The 17,163-nt window shown below is 69.0% G+C and carries 20 protein-coding genes; 13 read left to right on the top strand and 7 right to left on the bottom strand.

Features of this window, described 5'->3' with window-relative positions; all coding sequences use genetic code 11:
* Nucleotides 1–26 precede the first annotated feature (26 nt).
* The 3 genes from E6C64_RS15135 to E6C64_RS15125 all read left to right on the top strand — a co-directional run bounded on the left by E6C64_RS15135 (nt 27) and on the right by E6C64_RS15125 (nt 2,930).
* Nucleotides 27–2,033, top strand: coding sequence for a hypothetical protein (locus tag E6C64_RS15135; protein ID WP_136428303.1), 2,007 nt, complete (start codon nt 27–29; stop codon nt 2,031–2,033).
* 74 nt (nt 2,034–2,107) lie between these two features.
* The gene (locus tag E6C64_RS15130) at nt 2,108–2,389 is read left to right on the top strand and encodes a hypothetical protein (protein ID WP_136428302.1); all 282 of its coding nucleotides are present in this window, start codon (nt 2,108–2,110) and stop codon (nt 2,387–2,389) included.
* Between the two features lie 34 nt (nt 2,390–2,423).
* Nucleotides 2,424–2,930, top strand: a complete 507-nt coding sequence (locus E6C64_RS15125; RefSeq protein ID WP_136428301.1) for a putative immunity protein — start codon at nt 2,424–2,426, stop codon at nt 2,928–2,930.
* Nucleotides 2,931–2,952: 22 nt separating this feature from the next.
* On the opposite strand, the gene E6C64_RS15120 is transcribed toward E6C64_RS15125, so the two are convergent.
* Entirely contained in the window at nt 2,953–3,198 is a 246-nt protein-coding gene (locus E6C64_RS15120) for a hypothetical protein (protein ID WP_438941868.1), read from the bottom strand.
* Between the two features lie 31 nt (nt 3,199–3,229).
* On the opposite strand from E6C64_RS15120, the gene E6C64_RS15115 reads away from it, so the two are divergent.
* From E6C64_RS15115 to E6C64_RS15105, 3 genes are all read left to right on the top strand, one after another.
* The gene (locus tag E6C64_RS15115; protein ID WP_136428300.1) at nt 3,230–3,679 is read left to right on the top strand and encodes a MarR family winged helix-turn-helix transcriptional regulator; all 450 of its coding nucleotides are present in this window, start codon (nt 3,230–3,232) and stop codon (nt 3,677–3,679) included.
* Nucleotides 3,680–3,796: 117 nt separating this feature from the next.
* Nucleotides 3,797–4,597, top strand: coding sequence for a phosphatase PAP2 family protein (locus E6C64_RS15110; protein ID WP_136428299.1), 801 nt, complete (start codon nt 3,797–3,799; stop codon nt 4,595–4,597).
* Nucleotides 4,594–5,391, top strand: a complete 798-nt coding sequence (locus E6C64_RS15105; RefSeq protein WP_136428298.1) for a DUF1206 domain-containing protein — start codon at nt 4,594–4,596, stop codon at nt 5,389–5,391. The genes E6C64_RS15110 and E6C64_RS15105 overlap by 4 nt, the downstream gene beginning before the upstream one ends.
* A gap of 11 nt (nt 5,392–5,402) precedes the next feature.
* On the opposite strand, the gene E6C64_RS15100 is transcribed toward E6C64_RS15105, so the two are convergent.
* Nucleotides 5,403–5,972 carry a Chromate resistance protein ChrB gene (locus E6C64_RS15100; RefSeq protein ID WP_136428297.1) on the bottom strand — a complete coding sequence of 190 codons (570 nt, stop codon included), beginning with the start codon at nt 5,970–5,972 and terminating at the stop codon, nt 5,403–5,405.
* Nucleotides 5,973–6,124: 152 nt separating this feature from the next.
* On the opposite strand from E6C64_RS15100, the gene E6C64_RS15095 reads away from it, so the two are divergent.
* The 4 genes from E6C64_RS15095 (at nt 6,125) to E6C64_RS19275 (ending at nt 8,469) form a co-directional block, all read left to right on the top strand.
* Nucleotides 6,125–6,376 carry a DUF6458 family protein gene (locus tag E6C64_RS15095; protein WP_136428296.1) on the top strand — a complete coding sequence of 84 codons (252 nt, stop codon included), beginning with the start codon at nt 6,125–6,127 and terminating at the stop codon, nt 6,374–6,376.
* Between the two features lie 4 nt (nt 6,377–6,380).
* A complete protein-coding gene (locus tag E6C64_RS15090; protein ID WP_136428295.1) occupies nt 6,381–7,652 on the top strand; it encodes a serine/threonine-protein kinase in 1,272 nt (423 codons plus the stop codon).
* Entirely contained in the window at nt 7,649–8,218 is a 570-nt protein-coding gene (locus E6C64_RS15085; RefSeq protein ID WP_136428294.1) for a hypothetical protein, read from the top strand. Before E6C64_RS15090 ends, E6C64_RS15085 begins: the two co-directional genes overlap by 4 nt.
* 89 nt (nt 8,219–8,307) lie before the next feature.
* Nucleotides 8,308–8,469, top strand: coding sequence for a hypothetical protein (locus E6C64_RS19275; protein ID WP_199241054.1), 162 nt, complete (start codon nt 8,308–8,310; stop codon nt 8,467–8,469).
* Between the two features lie 157 nt (nt 8,470–8,626).
* Here E6C64_RS19275 and E6C64_RS15080 read toward each other — a convergent pair whose 3' ends face one another.
* The 3 genes from E6C64_RS15080 to fdhD all read right to left on the bottom strand — a co-directional run bounded on the left by E6C64_RS15080 (nt 8,627) and on the right by fdhD (nt 12,755).
* Nucleotides 8,627–9,409, bottom strand: a complete 783-nt coding sequence (locus E6C64_RS15080) for a hypothetical protein (protein WP_136428293.1) — start codon at nt 9,407–9,409, stop codon at nt 8,627–8,629.
* An 89-nt stretch (nt 9,410–9,498) separates the two neighbouring features.
* Complete coding sequence (locus E6C64_RS15075; protein WP_136428292.1) at nt 9,499–11,835, bottom strand: FdhF/YdeP family oxidoreductase; 2,337 nt, start codon at nt 11,833–11,835, stop codon at nt 9,499–9,501.
* Nucleotides 11,835–12,755, bottom strand: coding sequence for a formate dehydrogenase accessory sulfurtransferase FdhD (gene fdhD / locus E6C64_RS15070; RefSeq protein WP_136428291.1), 921 nt, complete (start codon nt 12,753–12,755; stop codon nt 11,835–11,837). Before fdhD ends, E6C64_RS15075 begins: the two co-directional genes overlap by 1 nt.
* A 132-nt stretch (nt 12,756–12,887) precedes the next feature.
* Between fdhD and mobA the strand changes: the two genes are divergently transcribed.
* From mobA to E6C64_RS15055, 3 genes are read left to right on the top strand one after another with little or no spacing between them, the layout of a single operon-like run.
* Nucleotides 12,888–13,547 (top strand): molybdenum cofactor guanylyltransferase, encoded by a 660-nt coding sequence (mobA, locus tag E6C64_RS15065; RefSeq protein ID WP_136428290.1) that lies wholly within the window; start codon nt 12,888–12,890, stop codon nt 13,545–13,547.
* Entirely contained in the window at nt 13,544–13,843 is a 300-nt protein-coding gene (locus tag E6C64_RS15060; protein WP_136428289.1) for a DUF6457 domain-containing protein, read from the top strand. The genes mobA and E6C64_RS15060 overlap by 4 nt, the downstream gene beginning before the upstream one ends.
* 8 nt (nt 13,844–13,851) lie before the next feature.
* The gene (locus E6C64_RS15055; protein WP_136428288.1) at nt 13,852–15,006 is read left to right on the top strand and encodes a molybdopterin molybdotransferase MoeA; all 1,155 of its coding nucleotides are present in this window, start codon (nt 13,852–13,854) and stop codon (nt 15,004–15,006) included.
* A gap of 56 nt (nt 15,007–15,062) precedes the next feature.
* Here the strand turns inward: E6C64_RS15055 and E6C64_RS15050 are convergent, their stop codons facing one another.
* Both E6C64_RS15050 and E6C64_RS15045 read right to left on the bottom strand, forming a co-directional pair.
* Complete coding sequence (locus tag E6C64_RS15050; RefSeq protein ID WP_136428287.1) at nt 15,063–16,517, bottom strand: aldehyde dehydrogenase family protein; 1,455 nt, start codon at nt 16,515–16,517, stop codon at nt 15,063–15,065.
* A gap of 81 nt (nt 16,518–16,598) precedes the next feature.
* Nucleotides 16,599–17,144 (bottom strand): MarR family winged helix-turn-helix transcriptional regulator, encoded by a 546-nt coding sequence (locus tag E6C64_RS15045; RefSeq protein WP_233255647.1) that lies wholly within the window; start codon nt 17,142–17,144, stop codon nt 16,599–16,601.
* Between the last annotated feature and the right edge of the window lie 19 nt (nt 17,145–17,163).

Raw genomic sequence — 17,163 nt, 5'->3', positions numbered from 1 at the left:
ACAGCACAGACCCTAGAGGAGAAGCGATGACGCTGACGAACGACCCGCCCGCCATCGACGCAGGCTTCGAGCATCCGTTCGTCGACGTCGACGAGCAGCGCGAGCTCCCGCTTCCCCACCGCTACCTGCGCGGCGGCTTCTCGGGCACCGACACCCGCTTCTCGCTGCATCTCCCGCAGGCCGATGCCTACGAGGGTCGCTTCTTCCAGTACATCGCCCCGATCCCCGACAGCGAGCACTTCTCCGAGGGCCTCACCGGTGAGGAGGACCGGATCGGCTTCTCGATCTCGAGCGGCGCCGCCTTCCTGGAGACGAACGGCGGAGGACCACGAGCCGCAGATCCGTTCTCCGGCCTCGATCCGACCATCGGCGCCTACCGCGCCAACGCCGCAGCAGCGCAGTACGCCCGGGTCCTGGCTCAGCAGATCTACGGACCGCACCGCACCTACGGCTACGCGTTCGGCGGATCAGGAGGGGGCTTCCGCACCATCGGCGGCGCCGAGAACACCACCGGTGTCTGGGACGGCTTCGTCCCGTACGTGATCGGCTCACCCATGGCCATCCCGAACAGCTTCACCGCACGGATGGCGGCCCTGCGGATCCTGCGTGGCCACTTCGAGGAGATCGTCGACGCACTCGAGCCGGGCGGGAGCGGCGATCCCGCCGAACACCTCGACGAGGAGCAGGCCGCGGCGCTCCTCGAGGTCACACGGATGGGATTCCCTCCCCGCACCTGGTTCGGGCACGCGTCGATGGGACCGCACGGGCTCGCGGCTCTCTACCCCGGCCTGCGCGCCATCGATCCCGGCTACTTCGAGGATTTCTGGACCCTGCCCGGATACCTGGGCGCCGACCCCACGCCATCTCTGCTGCGCGACCGCGTGCAGCACCGCACGACGATCTCCTCGCTCCTCACCCCCGCCGACCTCGCTGCCACGGGTCACGCCTCGGTCGCGCACGGCGGCCAGTCGACCGGAGCCGCGGATGATGCATGGCTGGGCTCGACCTCCCCCGACCTGCCGGTGGCAGTCCGGCTGACCGAGCGCCCCGCAGTCGACCCTCAGACCACGGAGCTGATCATCGAGACCGGTGCTTCGGCCGGCGCTCGGATCGTGGTCCTCCGCGTGCTCGATGACATCGCGATCTTCGGACCCGCCGACGCGGAGGTCCTCCGCGCGCTCCGCCCCGGCGACGAGCTGACCGTCGACAACAGCGGATTCCTGGCGATCCAGACCTACCACCGTCACCAGGTGCCGGGCCCGGAGTACGCAGCGTGGGATCAGTTCCGCGGACCGGGTGGCACGCCCCTGTTCCCGCAGCGACCAATGCTGGTCGGCCCGATCTTCGCGGCCGGCGCGGCAGGGTCCGTGCAGAGCGGCCGCTTCACCGGGCGGATGATCGTGGTCGCCTGCCTCTGGGATCGGGAGGCCTACGCCTGGCAGGCCGACTGGTATCGCTCGGCCGTCCGCCGACACCTCGGAGACGCGACCGATGAGCACTTCCGCCTCTGGTTCATCGACCGCGCGACCCACGGCGACGTCGAACCGCAGGAGGACCCCACGCGCACGGTGAGCTACCTCGGTGCGCTGCACCAGGCCCTGCGCGACCTGGCGGCCTGGGTGGAGAACGACACTCCCCCACCTGCGACGTCGGTCTATTCCGTCGTCGACAGCCAGGTCACGGCGGCGAACTCGGCTCCTGCGCGTCACGGTATCCAGCCGGTCGTCACCCTTGCAGCCAACGGCGCGGAGCGCGCCGAGGTTCGAGTGGGCGAGCCGGTCGAGCTCGTCGCGCACGCGGAGACCCCGGGGGTGGGAGTCATCGTCGCCGTGGAATGGAACACGGGCGCCGGCTTCGAGGCCGCTGACGCGGTCGCGCTGTCAGCTCAGGTCACCGTGTCGACGACGGTCACCTTCGACGCGCCGGGCACCTACTTCCCGAGCGTCCGAGTGGCAGCACATCGCGACGGTGCGGCGTCGGACGGATTCGCGCGCATCCAGAACGTGACCGGCGCACGCGTCGTGGTGTCCTGAGCCCAGACGGCTCATGGTTTGCAGCGCGGCACCAGCCCCTTGCCCGATGCGGGCGCTCATCGGAAGATGGCGGGGTGAAGAGTGTCCGCTACGACGGTGAAGAGCTGATCATGCTCGACGAGGTGGCCGATGCGCTGCTGGAGTTCGCCTCGGCGGTCGTGCGTTCCGGAGGAGCCGAAGCGATCAGCGTTCCCACCCTCACCTCATCGGGAGCCACCCAGACGGTCACTCTCTTCCTCTCCGCCGGCGTACCGCTCTCCACTCGGCTGATCGACGAGCCTCAGGACGAGCGGCATCCGTCCGCAAGCTTCATCGAGGAGCTCGCCGTGCGCCGCGCCTACCTTCCGGAGTTCTAGGCGCGCAACGGTGAGAGCCGAAAAGGTTCAGGGCATGCCGATCCTCCCGACCCAGCGGGACCCCCGCCTCATCACCATCCGACGCGGCGGCTCTCTCACGGACGAGGACCATCATCTGCTGGCGGAGTGGTCGGCTCGATGTTCGGAGCACGTGATGCCGCTGTTCGAACGGGAATCACCGGAGGACCCGCGTCCGCGTGAGGCGTTGGAGGTGCTGCGCGGCTGGATTCGCGGCGAGCTCGCGATGAAGCAGGCGCACGACGCCGCCTTCCACGCCAACTCCGCAGGGCGGGGCCTTCCCGACCCGGCGCGCTTCAGTGCGCTCGCCGCCGGTCAGGCCGTAGCCGTGGCCCATGTCGCAGCGCACGATCTCGGCGCGGCCGCCTACGCGATCCGGGCGGTGCGTGCGGACCGAGGTGACGCCGCCGGTCTGCACGAGCGGGATTGGCAGCGGGATCGACTTCCCGACCAGGTGAGAGCGCTCGTCCTCGACGACCAGAGTGCTCGGAGCTCGATCTGCTGGAACGCCTTCGACGACTGAGCCGGTCCGATGTCGGCGGGCTCTACTGCGGGCAGCGGATGTAGGTCGGGACCGTGGAGGCGCCCCGCTCGATGCCGTGATCAGCCATCGACCTGCCGCAGAGCGGACATACGGGATCGGCAGGCGGCGAATAGGGGGGCTCGACCTTGCCGGGCCCCACTCCGACCTGCGCGGCACCGGAGAACATGTAGGTGAAGGCGTTCCAGCGGTTCCAGAAGCCCGGACGCCCGCGATAGGGATTGGTCTCGTCGAATTTCCGCATGCCCACGAATAGTTAGTGTACCAGCTATTATCGGAGCATGACCGACGACCCTCTCGCTCTCGATCGCCAGATCTGCTTCGCGCTGGCAGCGACGAGCCGATCCGTCGTCGCGCTCTATCGCCCGGTGCTCGAGCCGCTCGGGCTGACCCATCCCCAGTACCTCGTCATGCTGGCCCTGTGGGAGACGAGCCCGCGCAAGGTCCGGGAGATCGCGGACGCCCTGCACCTCGACTCCGCCACCCTGAGCCCGCTGCTCAAACGACTCGAGTCCGGCGGGCTCATCGAGCGGATCCGGAACCCGGATGACGATCGCGCCCTGCAGATCACCCTGACCACACGTGGGCAGGCGCTTCGCGCCCAGGCCGAACTCGTGCCCGGCACCATCCTCGAACGCCTCGACATGCCGCTGCGCGACCTCGAGGAGCTCCGTGATCGACTCGTGGCTCTGCTCGACCGCACCGACCGCGTGGCGAGAGCCACCGACTAGAGCCGCCGGTCGCCGGCCTCCCCGACCCGCGGACGCCATCAGGGTTGGCACCGGTCGCGCCGCAGGAGATACCATTCGGGAGCTGTAACCGTTGTTACATCCCCCGGAGGTGGGACCATGCTCGAAGCATCGCCCGAGCCCTCCGCTCCCCGGAACTCGGCCCCGTCCCGGCTCTCCGACTGGCATCAGCGCTTCGTGGTCGAGGAGCGGGTGGTCAGTCCGTCCGTGCGGCGCCGAACCTACGCGTTCGCCGCCGTCCTGGTCTCGGTCGGCTTCGTCGGATTCCTCATCCTCCTGGTCGCGGTGACGACCCGCACCGGCTTCGAACGGCTCGACGAGCCGGTCGAGCTCTGGTTCAACGCTCAGCGATCCACCGACGCCACCGGCTTCATGATCGGGTTGGCGATCGTCTTCGGGCCGATCGCCCTCCCCATCGTGGTCGTCATCACCCTCGTCGCCTGGATCATCGCCGCCCGCCACCTCTGGCGTCCCATCCTGCTCTTCGCAGGAATGGTGACGGGAGTCGTCGTCGCGCAGACGCTGGCGCCGATCGTGCAGCATCCCCGGCCGCCCATCGGTCTGATGCTCTTCGGGCCGGACAGGAGCTTCTCCTTCCCCTCCGGACACGTCCTCGGCACATCCAACTTCCTGCTGATCCTGGCCTACCTGCTCGCGAGCCGGATCGGCCGACGCTGGTTCACCGTCGCGGCGATCGCTGTCGCCATCGTCGGCATCGTCCTTCAGGTGATCAGCCGCCTCTATCTCGGGTACCACTGGATCAGCGATACCACCGCATCCATCTGCATCTCCCTGGTCATCGTCGGGGTGCTCATCGCCGTCGACACGCGCCGGACGGTCCTCATACCTGGCGAGCCCGTTCGCGGGCCCCTGTCGCAGCTTCAGAAGGATGGAACATGAGCACACGACGAGCAGTAGGCAGCGTGGGCGACAGCAGACCGGTGAGGATCCTCGCGAGGGTCGGCTATGTCGGCAGCGCTCTGATCCATCTGCTCCTCGGGGTCCTGGCCATCCAGGTCGCGGCGACCGGCGGCGGCGAGGCCGACCAGGCGGGCGCCCTCGCGCAGCTCGGCGATCTCCCCGGAGGTCCACTCCTGCTGTGGGTCACCACCGTGGGCCTGTTCGCGCTCGCCCTGTGGCTGGCGATCCAGGCGGTCCTCGGCATCGGCTCCTCATCCAAGAAGCGGTGGATCCGCAGCCTCGTCGCCGGCGCCAAGGCGGCGGCCTACCTGGTGCTCGGTGCCACAGCTCTCACCTTCGCGCTCGGCAGCTCGTCGAACGGGTCGAGCTCTGCTCAGCAGGCGAGCGCGAGCATCCTGGCCATGCCCGCAGGACAGTTGCTGCTCGGCCTCATCGGGGTTGGGGCTGCCGCCGTGGGGGTCTACCTGGTGACGAAGGGAGTGCGCCAGAAGTTCCTCGAGGACATCGATGCGCCGACGGGCGCCACCAGACGTCCGGTCGTCATCCTCGGTGTCGTCGGCTACATCGCCAAGGGCATCGCGGTCGCCGTGGTCGGGATCCTGCTCGTCGTCGCGGCAATCACCCTCGATCCGAGCAAGTCGACGGGCCTCGACGGGGCACTCAAGGCCCTGGTCTCGCTGCCGCTCGGTCCGGTCATCCTGGTCGCCGTGGGCATCGGGCTCATCGCGTTCGGCGTCTACACGCTGGCGAGAGCGCGCCTCGCACGCCTCTGAGCTCTAGCGGATCACTCGTCGATGACGATGTGCGGGCCGGTGCCGAGCTCTGCTGCGCGGTAGACGAGATCGGCATAGCCGTCCAGGGCGCGCTGGCACGCGTCGAGCTCCGCGCCCGCAGCCCCCTGCTCCTGGAGGGCGAACACGCTTCGAGCAGACAGCTCGTCGTACCAGCGCCGGAGGCGTTCGAGCGACTGCTCCTCCTCCTCGAGCTCGGCGAAGCTGAACTTCTCGATCGCGATCTCCTTGATGATCTCGACCTTGTACCTCGCGCACTCGGCGAGCAGCTCCGTCCACTCGTCGCGACGAGCGGCGACGAACGAGTCGCGGAGGTAGTCGACGTCGCTGCCCGACTCCTCCGTCACCACGAAGACGGCGACGCTGCCGCCGCCGCGCTCGGCGAGCAGCCGTGCACCATCGATGCCCGCTTCGAAGGCGGGGAGCTTCGGCGCCGCCCACATGCCCGAGCTGATCGGAACGGCACCAACCTTGCGGAGCGCACGCCACACCGCAACGCGGTGCCGAGTCGGCTCCTTGGGCACGCGGGCGTTCACCAGCACCCAGGCGAAGGCATCATCCATTGCGGAAACCCTAACCTGATCAGCTGGATACGATGTCGAATCGGACACCCCGCAGGAGTGGAGCCCCTGATCGGGGGCTCGGATGTAGCATTCGTTACAGCCACAATGATGTGGCACTCCCGCAGTCAGCGGGACCTACAAAGGAGCACAACATGAGTCTCGGAGCAGGAATCTTCCTCTTCGCCGTCGGCGCCATCCTGGCGTTCGCGGTCAACATCTCCGTCGACTGGGTCAACCTCCAGGTCGTCGGCTACATCCTGATGGTCGCCGGAATCGTCGGCATCATCCTGGGCATCGTGCTCATCGCGCGCAAGCGCACCGCCGTCTCGACCACGGCCTCCGGCGTGGACCCCGTCTCGGGCGATCGCGTGCGTCGGACCGTCCGCACCGAGGATCAGATCTGACGGAATGACGGATCGCCTGGCGACCGGTGAGCTCCTCGGATCGATCCTGGATGACAGGTACACGGTCCAGGAGCTCATCGGGCGCGGCGGCATGGCTGCTGTCTACCGCGCCTGGGATGCGGAGCTGCACCGCACCGTCGCCATCAAAGTGCTGCACGGCGGCGCCGAACCAGGTGCCGACGAGCTTCGCCGCGTCCGCGAGGCGAGAGCTCTCGCCTCGATCAATCACCCGGCCCTCGTCACGCTCTTCGACGCGGTCATCCGCGACGACCGCTCCTATCTCGTCATGGAGCTCGTCGACGGCGTGACGCTTCGCGGGCAGATCGCTCTGGGACCGCTGGACTCCCGCGATGTCGCGGTGATCGCCCACGATCTCGCCGACGGCCTGAACGCGGTCCACGCGCGCGGCATCGTGCATCGAGACGTCAAGCCGGCCAACATCCTGCTGGCCGAGACGACGGTGCCGACGCAGCGATACCGCGCGAAGCTGTCCGACTTCGGGATCGCCCTGTTCACCGATGCGACCCGCGTCACCTCGCCCGGGCTGTTCCTCGGGACCGCCAGCTACATCAGTCCCGAGCAGGCCCAGGGATTGGAGCCGTCTCCCCCGGCCGACATCTACGCTCTGGGGCTGACCCTGCTCGAAGCACTCACCGGCCAATCGGCCTTCGTCGGCGGCCCGCTCGAGGTCGTATCCGCACGGCTCTCGCGTGATCCGCAGATCCCGGCCTGGCTCGGCGCCGAATGGTCGCGGCTTCTGACCTGGATGACCGAGCGCGAGCCATCGGCTCGGCCGACAGCGATCGAGGTCGCGGCCGCAGCGCGCAGCATTCCCCCGATCCGTCGCGAGCCCACGGACATCCCCCTCAGCACAGGTGCCCTGCAGACGTCGGCGAGCACCGCTTCGGTTGCAGCAGCGACGACGCTTGCCGACGATCAGGCGGAGAAGACCACGTCGGACCTGACTGCGATCCTTCGACCGCTGACCGATCAGACCGGGGACGGCGCCGCTCACGTTGCCGAGGGAAGCGCCGAGGCGGGCGCCGAGGCGCGCGTCGACTCCGTTCCGGAGACCGAGAGATCCGGGCGCTGGCACCGTCCGGCCATCCTCATGCTCGTGGTGGGCCTCGTCGTGATCGCACTGCTCGCGATCGGGGCCGCGCTCCTGCGTACTTCCGAACTCGATGTCGCGCCGAACCCCACACCGACACTGCCGTCGCTGCCTGCGCCACTGGGCGACGACATGAAGGATCTGCTCGACGGGGTCACCTCATGAGCAGGCTCCGCATCGGCGCGGCCACCGCCGCGATGGCCCTGGTCGTCGCACTCGCCGGATGCTCTGCTCCTTCCCCGTCCATCGAACCGTCGCTTTCGGCGGAGCTCTCATCCAACGTCGTCGACATGGCCCAGAAGGCGGCCGACGGCGACCTCGCAGCGGCACTCGCCGGGCTTGCCGAACTCGAGACCCGCATCCACTCTGCAGCGGAAGCGGATGAGATCTCGGCCGCCCGACTGATGACCCTCCAGGACTCCATCGACCGTGTGCGCGCCGATCTCGAAGCCCTGGCAGCCGCAGCCGCGGCCCCCGCACCGGCGGCGACCACGCCCGCCCCGTCCACGCCGACCACGCCGGTCGACCCCGCCGTCCCCCCGGCCACCGATGACTCCTCCACCACGACCGACACCGGCGACGACGGAGGAGCTGCGGACCAGCCGACCGATACCGGCAGCAACGGGAACGGGAACGGGAACGGGAACGGGAACGGCAATTCGAACGGCAACAACGGCAACGGGAACGGGAACGGGAACGGGAACGGGAACGGCAGCGGGAAGAAGGACTGACAGATCCGGTAATGCAATCCGGGTCAGGCGGTTGTAGCATCGGTTACATCGAAGGCGCTGGGGCCTTCGGCCGAGAGAAGGATCCCGACATGAACATCCTCGTCATCATCATCGCCGTCATCGCGATCGTCCTGCTGCTGACCGGCGGCCTGGTCCAGTCGCTCAACTTCCTGCTCTGGGTGGGACTCGTCCTGCTCATCGTGGCGGCGATCGTCTTCCTGCTGCGCTTCCTCTCCGGTCGCCGGGTCTGACGCTCGCTTCACCAGGCACGATTCCGACGAGCGCCGAGAAGCACCGAAAAGCACCGAGAAGCACCGAAAAGCACCGAGAAGCACCGAGAAGCCGAAAAGTGCGGGAAAGCGGCACTAATAGCCGCACTTTTCGGCTTCTCAGCAGCTCGGTGACGGCTCAGGCGGCCGGCACCTTCACCGGTACCTTGGCGACGGCGAGTGCGCTGTCCATGACGACGCGCACGATGACACCCAGGTCGAGTCCGGAGCTCTTCGCCAGCTCGAGCATCTGCTGGATGGCGATGCCGTAGGAGATCGGCCACAGCTGCGGGTCGGGCGCATAGCGTCGGAGCGAGTTGCTGAACGTGGCCCACAGAGCGTCCGCGTACTCGAGCGGGGTCGAGCCGGCACCCGTGCCGGGTGCGAACCGTGGGACTCCGAACGTCGGGCCGCCCAGCGACTGCACGCTGTGCGCGAAGAACTCGCCCGCGTCAGGGATCGGCTCCCCCGCGCTCCGCAGGTACCCTCCGATCAGCGCATAGACCGAGTGCGGTCCTTCGGCCAGCTGCCAGTTGAGCGCGTCGCCGATGAGGAGCGTGCTGCCGTCCTTCATACCGAGCGAGTTGATGGTCTTCGCGTTCAGCGCCGGGTCGTCGCCCGCCTGTCCGGCGAGGGCGGCGAGCAGGCAGGCCCGTCCGGCGAGACCGCCGAAGATCGTCGCGGCGACCTCGATCTGCACCCCGCGCTCATTGCTCAGCATGGTCATGACGTTGTGGAGAAGCTCCTGGCCCGCGATCTTCGCGCCGAGCAGAGGCTCCTCGGCCAGCCGCGCCTGAACCTGACGCATGACCGCCTGCGTGCCGACGCTGTCGACCGGATCGGAGGGGTCCAATGGCTTTCCGGCCGGACCCGGCTGCGGTGCATCAGCTGCGGGAAGGGGCGGCTTGCGTCGTCCGAACATGCTTCCCACGTTAATTCGAGGATCGCGTCGGGTCAGGTCCCACTACGAGGGATGCACCGGCCGCCCGGCGACAAGGCCCGTCAAACGGATCAGGCCGGCGCCGTCACCCGCGCCGGTTCCAGCCGCACGATGACGGCCTTCGAGGCGGGGGTGTTGCTGCGGTCGGAGACGCTGTGCAGCGGCACGAGCACATTCGCCTCCGGATAGTAGGCAGCGGCGCAGCCGCGTGCGGTCGGGTAGGACACGACGCGGTAATCACGCAGCACGCGATCCTGCTCGTCCTTCCACTCGCTGAAGATGTCGACGCGCTGACCGTCTTCGAGGCCCAGCTCGGCGATGTCGTCCGGATTGACGAAGATCACGTCACGGCCGTTCTTCACGCCGCGATAGCGGTCGTTCAGGCTGTAGATCGTCGTGTTGAACTGGTCGTGCGAGCGCATGGTCTGCAGGATCAGTCGCCCCTCGGGACGCTCGAGGGCCCAGAGGGCGTTGACGGTGAACATCGCCTTGCCCGTCGAGGTGTCGAAGGTGCGCGCGTCACGGGGTCCGTTGGGCAGGATGAAGCCGCCCTTGCGGCGGACGTCCTCGTTGAAGTGCTCGAAGCCCGGGACGACCCGACTGATGTGATCGCGGATCCGGTCGTAGTCCGCCTCGAAGCCGGCCCAGTCGATGCCGTGGCGATCGCCGAGGGTCGCAGCCGCGAGCCGGGAGACGATGGACACCTCCGACAGGATGTTCGGCGCGACCGGCGGGATCTTGCCGTGACTGGCGTGCACCGCGCACACGCTGTCCTCGACCGAGACGAACTGCGGGCCGGAGGCCTGGATGTCGACCTCGGTTCGGCCCAGCGTCGGAAGGATGAGCGCCTCTTCGCCGGTGACCACGTGCGATCGGTTGAGCTTCGTCGAGACTTGCACGGTCAGCCGAGCGCCGCGCATGGCGGACTCCGCCACCGCGGTGTCGGAGATCGCCGCCACGAAGTTGCCGCCCACCGCGAAGAACACCTTGATCTCGCCGCGGGTGAGCCCATCGACGGTCTGCAGAGCGTCGTAGCCGTGCGGACGCGGTGAGGCGAACCCGAACTCTGCGTCGAGCGCATCGAGGAAGCGGTCGCTCATCTGCTCCCAGATGCCCATGGTGCGATCGCCCTGCACGTTGCTGTGCCCGCGGATCGGCGACGCTCCCGCGCCCGGCTTGCCGATGTTGCCGCGCAGGAGCAGGAGCGAGATGAGCTCCTTGAGGGTGGCGACGGCGTTCTTCTGCTGCGTGAGGCCCATCGCCCAGGTGATGATCACCCGCTCTGACTTCAGGTAGAGGTTCGCGAAGGCATCGATCTCCTCGTCGGTGAGCCCCGTCGCCGCGCGAGCGGCATCCTCGTCGAGGGCCTCGATGTTGGCGACGAACTCCTCGAAACCGTGGGTGTGCTTGTCGATGAAGTCGTGGTCCAGGACCGTCCCCGGCGCGGCCGCCTCGGCGGCGAGGACCCGCTTGGAGACCGCCTGGAGCAGCGCCATGTCGCCACCCGAGCGGATCTGCAGGAAGTGGTCGGAGAGCTGGGTGCCGCGCCCGATGATGCCGCGCACGGTCTGGGGGTTCTTGTAGCGGATGAGCCCCGCCTCGGGCAGCGGGTTGACCGTGACGATCTTCGCGCCGTTGCGCTTGGCGTCCTCGAGGGCTCCCAGCATCCGCGGGTGGTTGGTTCCCGGGTTCTGCCCCATGACCACGATGAGGTCGGCCTGCTCGAAGTCGTCGTAGGCGATCGTCGACTTGCCGATGCCGATGGTCTCGGTCAGCGCGGTTCCGGTGGACTCATGACACATGTTCGAGCAGTCGGGCAGGTTGTTGGTGCCGAACGCGCGGGCGAAGAGCTGGTAGATGAACGCGGTCTCGTTCGCCGTCCGGCCGCTCGTGTAGAAGGCGGCCTCGTCGGGCGAGGAGAGGGCGTTCAGGCGCTCCGCGATGAGCTCGAAGGCGCGGTCCCACGAGATGGGCTCGTAGTTGTCCGATCCGCTCGGCTTGTGGACGGGCTCGATGAGCCTGCCCTGCTGGCCGAGCCAGTACTCCGACCGATCGAGCAGGCTGTTCAGCGAGTTCTCGGCCCAGAAGCTGGTGGGCACAGTGACTGGCGTCGCCTCCCAGGTGACCGCCTTCGCGCCGTTCTCGCAGAACTCCAGCTTGTGCCGCTTGCCGGGGTCCGGCCAGGCGCAGCTCATGCAGTCGAAGCCGTCCTTCTGATTGATCGTCGTCATCAGGCGGGCGGTCCGCGCGGGACCCATCGCGGCGAGGGCGGGCTCCATCGAGTTCAGGATGGCGGGGACCCCGACCGCCCACTCCTTCTTGTGGCCGATCTCGAGGTCGGGGTAGTCGGCATCGCGGAGCTCGGCTCCGTTGAGGTCTCCCCCGGGCTTGACGTCCTTGCCGAGCATCAGACCATCTCCTTCACAAGGTTCACACGAGCGGGTCCGGCGTCGATGTCCATGTGGCCGGTATCGGGATCAGAGGGCGCGGCGACCGGCTCTGAGACGATCCGCTCCGCACCGGAGTAGACGACCATCGACGAGCCGCGCAGGAAGCCGACGACCGTGAGGCCGACCTCCCGGGCCAGGTCCACCGCCAGAGACGAGGGCGCGGAGACCGCCGCGAGCACGGGGATGCCGGCCATGGATGCCTTCTGCACCAGCTCGAAGCTCGCCCGGCCCGAGACCATCAGCACGGTGCCCCGCAGCGGGAGGCGATCCTCCTTGAGCGCCCAGCCGATGACCTTGTCGACGGCGTTGTGGCGCCCGACGTCCTCTCGGAGGGCGAGCAGCCGCCCCGATGCCGCATCGAAGAGTGCGGCGGCGTGCAGCCCGCCGGTCTTCTCGAACACGTCCTGCTTCTCACGAAGCCTGTCGGGGAAGGTGACGAGCAGCTCGTCGGAGATCGTCATGTCGTCGCCGGCGACCGGGTGTGCGGACAGGGTGCGCACGGCGTCGATGCTCGCCTTGCCGCAGAGCCCGCACGAGCTGGTCATGTAGAAGTTGCGCTCCATGCTCGGATCGGGAAGCGGCACACCGCGGGTGAGGGAGACGTCGAGCACGTTGTAGGTGTTCTCGCCGTCCACCGGGCCGCCCGCGCAGTACCGGATGGCCGCGATCTGATCGGCCCGCCACACGATGCCCTCCGAGACCAGGAAGCCGGCGGCGAGATCGAAGTCGCTGCCGGGGGTGCGCATCGTGATCGACAGCGGCTTTCCGGCGACCCGGATCTCGAGAGGCTCCTCGACGGCCATGACGTCTTCGCGCCGCCTGCGCGATTCGCCGACGACGATGCGGACGATGGGCTTCCGCGCGACTACCCGGTTCATGCTGAATGCTTATCACAGCAGGATCCGGGGAGCTCCGCATGAGAGCCTCGCCCCCGTCGGACCGGGGATGGGGGCTCCCGTTCAATGCGAGCCTCGGGCGGCGGCGCCGATCCGCTCGCCTAGGCTCGGCAGGTGATCTTCGACGCCGTCGTCCTGGCGGGCGGCCGCGCGAGCAGGCTCGGCGGCCTCGCCAAGCCGCTGCTGCTCGGCTACGGCGGCGAGCGGCTGCTCGACATCGCCACCTCGGCCGCATCGGCCGCGGCGCGGATCGTCGTCGTGGGAGACGTCCCACCCGAGGCGGGGATACTCGTCACCCGAGAGGATCCGCCGCTGTCCGGGCCGGTCAGCGCTCTCGCCGCGGGATGGGCTGCGCTCGCGGATGGGCCGAGCCCGTTCACCCTCGTGCTCGCCTCCGATCTCCCTCTCATCGGACCGGCTGTGGACGCGCTGCTCGCCGCCGTCGACCCGGCCTGCATTGCGGCCGACGGCGATGCCAAAGATGGTCTGATCGCGATCGACGACGGCGGACGAGACCAGTACCTCCTCGGCCTCTATTCGACGCAGGCGCTGGCCGCTCGGCTTCGGCAGGCGCCCCGCATGGGCGGATCGATGCACGCGCTCGTCGACGGGCTGCGACTCCAGCGCGTCTCGGTGCCTGTCGGGTCGACGGCGGATGTGGACACCTGGGCGGACGCCGAGCTGCTGGGGGTCGAGCGGATGGACAGAGGACAGCTGGACAGAGGACGACGGGACGACAGCCCCGGATTCACGAGACGAGAGGACCGAGCATGACCGAGAAGGACGAGCTGCCGGACGGCATCGCGGAGTGGAATCGGCGCCTGAGCGACGCGCTCGGCGTTCCTCCCGCCGACGCGAGCGCCGTGCTGGGCATGGCGGGCGTCGTCGCGCGGGCCGTGGTCCGGCCGGCGGCTCCGCTCAGCGCGTACCTCGTGGGGTACGCCACCGCGCTGGCGGCGGACAGCGGTCTGGCGCCGGATGAGGCGTTCGCGCAGGCGGTGGCCGTTGCTCGATCGCTCGCTCGCGAGGTCGAGACCGAGACGGCCGCGGAGGGCGGCACGTCGCAGTGAGCCCTCGGGTGTCCTGGCCGGAGGCGCGCCGCCGCGCACATGCTGCTGCGACGGCGCTGCCGCAGGAGCTGGTCCCGCTCGCGGAGGCAGGCGGTCGACGACTGGTGGCCGACCTCACCGCCCCCTACGACCTGCCCCATTTCGCCTCGTCGGCCATGGATGGCTGGCTGGTCGTCGGCGAGGGTCCGTGGACGCTCACCGACGCGCTCCCCCACCCTGGACAGGCGCGTCCGGTCGTCACCGGCCAGGCCATCCCGATCGCCGAACTCGATGCGGGAACGGCCGCCGTGCTGCGCAGTGAGCATGGCGAGACCTCTTCGGGAATGGTCCGGTCTGTCGCCGGCGCGGCCCCGAAGGCCGGGCAGCACATCCGTCCCATCGGCAGCGAGGCGATCCGGGGCGAGACGCTGATCAGCGTCGGTGCCCGGCTCAACCCCGCCTCCCTCGCGCTCGCCGCCTCGGCCGGCGTCGATGCGCTGACGGTGCACGCGGTTCCCGAGATCGCACTGGTGCTGACCGGGGACGAGGTCATCGGCCATGGCGTCCCCGACACCGGATTCGTGCGCGACAGCTTCAGCGTGCCGCTGGATGATGTGCTCCACGGCCTGGGCGCTCGGGTGACCGGAGTGACTCGCGTCGGCGACGATCTGGCCGCGATCACGGCGGCCATCCAGAGCGCGAGCGCTCCTCTCATCTTGACGACGGGAGGAACCGGCAGCTCGAGTGCGGACCACCTCCGAAATGCGCTGAGCCACCTGGGCGGACGGCTTCTCGTCGACGGTGTCGCCATGCGTCCGGGAGGACCCACCATGGTCGCGGAGCTGCCCGACGGCCGTCTGATCCTCTGCCTTCCGGGTAACCCACTGGCCGCGATGGTGGCCGCCATCACCCTCGGCGAACCGCTTCTCGCCGCACTGTCGGGGCGGCCGATGCGGGCTCCACGGTCGATCCCCGCCCCGGATCTCGCCGGGCGTGCGGCCACGACGCTGCTCGTCCCCTACTCCATCACCGCAGACGGTGCCGTGCCGACCCCCTGGAGCGGATCGGCGATGATGCGCGGCCTGGCGGGCGCGGACGGCCTGCTCGTCGTGCCGGAGGCGGGTCTCCGAGCCGACGGCGTGGCGGAGAGCATCGACCTGCCCTGGGTCCGCCCCGCCCGCTGACGGCAGGCTCGACTCCGGTGCCGCTCCGCGCAGGAGCGGCACCGGGCTGACCGCTCTCAGAACGGGTAGCGCTCGATCTCGCTCTGGATCGTGACCCACTGCGTCTCGGTGAACGCCTCGATGTTGGCCTCGTGGCCGCCGAAGCGCGCGCCCGTGCCCGAGAAGCCGACGCCGCCGAACGGCGCGGCGGACTCGTCGTCGACGGTCTGATCGTTGATGTGCACGATGCCGCTCGGGATCCGATCCGAGAGCTCGAACGCCGCGTACGGATCGCGGGACAGGATGCCCAGCGAGAGTCCGTAGTCGCTGGCGTTGACGAGCTCGACGAGCTCGTCGATGGAAGAGAACCGGGTGACGGGGGCTACCGGACCGAAGATCTCATCCTGGAAGGCCGCGTGCTCCGCGGTCACCCCGGACAGCACGGTCGGCCGGTAGTAGCGCTCCTCGTAGGTGCCGCCCGCCTCGAGCTTGGCCCCGCCCTCGATCGAGCGGGTGACGATGGAGTGCACCTTGTCCCGCTGGCGGTCGTCGATGATCGGCCCGAGCGGGGCGCCCGTCGCCGGGTCGCCGACCGGCAGGTGATCGGCCTTCTCGGCGAGAGCGCCGACGTAGTCGTCGTAGATGCTGGCATGCACCAGGTGGCGTCCCGTCGTCATGCAGATCTGGCCCTGGTGCAGGAACGATCCCCACGCCCCTGCGGACGCGGCTGCGGGCACGTCGGCGTCGCCGAGGACGACGAGCGCGTTGTTGCCGCCGAGCTCGAGGTGGGCGCGCTTGAGCAGCTGACCGGCCCGCTCCCCCACCTTGCGGCCAGCCTCCGTGGAGCCGGTGAAGGAGATCACGCGGATGCTCGGCTCCTCGACGAGGGCCGATCCGACGTCGGCGCCTCCGGGCAGCACGTGGAAGAGGCCCTCGGGCAGGCCGGCCTCTTCGAGGATGGCGGCGAAGAAGAGCCCGCCGGACACCGCTGTGCGCGGGTCGGGCTTGAGGATCACGGCGTTGCCGAGCGCGAGGGCCGGGGCGATCGAGCGCGCCGACAGGATGCCTGGGAAGTTGAACGGCGAGATGACCCCGACCGTTCCGACGGGCCGGCGTCGGGCGAGGCTGAGTCGCGGCTTGCCGCTGCGCAGCAGCTGCCCGTACGGCATCTGCGCTGTCGCCGACGCGAGGAAGAACTCCGCGGCGACGAGGCCTGCTTCGAAGCCCGCCTTGCCCTGGCCGGACCCTGCCTCGCGGACCAGCCAGTCGCTGAGCACGCCCATGTTGTCGTCGATCAGCTGACCCGCGCGACGGAGGATCTTCGCCTTCTCGTCGGGTGACCCGGCGGCCCACGAGACCTGTGCGGCTGTCGCGATCCGCGCCGCCGCCGTCACGTCGACCGGTGCGGCGAGCCCGAAGGTGCCGAGCCGATCGCCGGTCGCCGGCGAGGTGATCGCCGAGGTCAGTGCGCCGGCCTTCCAGCCTCCGCTGTAGAGCTTGCCGTCCCAGTTGGACGGGTCGAAGAACGTCATCGTCTCTCCTTCATCAGTGCTGGCCTTCATCATCGAAGTGGGGATGAGGTGGAACTTGGGGGAACTCGGGGGACGCCGGGATCAGACGCCCTCGGTCTCCTCGAGGGCGGGGTCGATGGTGTCGCCCATCTGGAGATCGCGGGCACGGGACAGCAGGCTGCGCAGCAGCTCGTTGAGGCGGTCGATGTCGGACTGCGAGAGGCCGTCGAGGATGACCTCCTGACCGCGCATGGAGATCGGCAGCATCTGGTCGTGCATGTCGGCGCCCGCCTCCGTGAGGTAGAGCGGTCTCGCACGTCCGGGAACCTCGGCCTGCACGATGAGCCCGCCGTCGGTGAGGATGTTCACGCTCTTCGAGACGATCGCCTTGTTCATGCCGATGTACTCGGAGATCTCGCTCGCACTCATTCCGGGGCCCACGGCGAGCGCCGCGATCACCCGCCAGTCGTTGGTGCCGAGCCCGAAGCGCGCGCGCAGTGCGCGGGATTCCCGCCAGACGAGGCTGTTCGAGAGCAGGGCGAGCAGCCTCGGCGTGAAGTTCTCGCTGTCGATGACGACGGGGAGAGCCTCGACGACGGCACCTTCTGGGATCTCGTTGTCGAGCCCGCGTTCGTTCGGCAGGGACACAGGCACCAGTTCTCTCGGG

It is taken from the genome of Naasia lichenicola (assembly GCF_004801885.1).
Classification (GTDB): domain Bacteria; phylum Actinomycetota; class Actinomycetes; order Actinomycetales; family Microbacteriaceae; genus Naasia; species Naasia lichenicola.
This window is presented reverse-complemented; position numbering and strand designations above follow the sequence as displayed.

What these genes read in the sequence shown, in the direction of transcription:
- E6C64_RS15090 (WP_136428295.1), top strand. Translation starts at nt 6,381, where the DNA reads ATGACGGATCGCCTGGCGACCGGTGAGCTCCTCGGATCGATCCTGGAT.
- E6C64_RS15080 (WP_136428293.1), bottom strand. Translation starts at nt 9,409, where the DNA reads ATGTTCGGACGACGCAAGCCGCCCCTTCCCGCAGCTGATGCACCGCAG.
- E6C64_RS15115 (WP_136428300.1), top strand. Translation starts at nt 3,230, where the DNA reads ATGACCGACGACCCTCTCGCTCTCGATCGCCAGATCTGCTTCGCGCTG.
- E6C64_RS15110 (WP_136428299.1), top strand. Translation starts at nt 3,797, where the DNA reads ATGCTCGAAGCATCGCCCGAGCCCTCCGCTCCCCGGAACTCGGCCCCG.
- E6C64_RS15060 (WP_136428289.1), top strand. Translation starts at nt 13,544, where the DNA reads ATGACCGAGAAGGACGAGCTGCCGGACGGCATCGCGGAGTGGAATCGG.
- E6C64_RS15125 (WP_136428301.1), top strand. Translation starts at nt 2,424, where the DNA reads ATGCCGATCCTCCCGACCCAGCGGGACCCCCGCCTCATCACCATCCGA.
- E6C64_RS15105 (WP_136428298.1), top strand. Translation starts at nt 4,594, where the DNA reads ATGAGCACACGACGAGCAGTAGGCAGCGTGGGCGACAGCAGACCGGTG.
- E6C64_RS15135 (WP_136428303.1), top strand. Translation starts at nt 27, where the DNA reads ATGACGCTGACGAACGACCCGCCCGCCATCGACGCAGGCTTCGAGCAT.
- E6C64_RS15075 (WP_136428292.1), bottom strand. Translation starts at nt 11,835, where the DNA reads ATGCTCGGCAAGGACGTCAAGCCCGGGGGAGACCTCAACGGAGCCGAG.
- fdhD (WP_136428291.1), bottom strand. Translation starts at nt 12,755, where the DNA reads ATGAACCGGGTAGTCGCGCGGAAGCCCATCGTCCGCATCGTCGTCGGC.
- E6C64_RS15050 (WP_136428287.1), bottom strand. Translation starts at nt 16,517, where the DNA reads ATGACGTTCTTCGACCCGTCCAACTGGGACGGCAAGCTCTACAGCGGA.
- E6C64_RS15100 (WP_136428297.1), bottom strand. Translation starts at nt 5,972, where the DNA reads ATGGATGATGCCTTCGCCTGGGTGCTGGTGAACGCCCGCGTGCCCAAG.
- E6C64_RS15095 (WP_136428296.1), top strand. Translation starts at nt 6,125, where the DNA reads ATGAGTCTCGGAGCAGGAATCTTCCTCTTCGCCGTCGGCGCCATCCTG.
- E6C64_RS19275 (WP_199241054.1), top strand. Translation starts at nt 8,308, where the DNA reads ATGAACATCCTCGTCATCATCATCGCCGTCATCGCGATCGTCCTGCTG.
- E6C64_RS15085 (WP_136428294.1), top strand. Translation starts at nt 7,649, where the DNA reads ATGAGCAGGCTCCGCATCGGCGCGGCCACCGCCGCGATGGCCCTGGTC.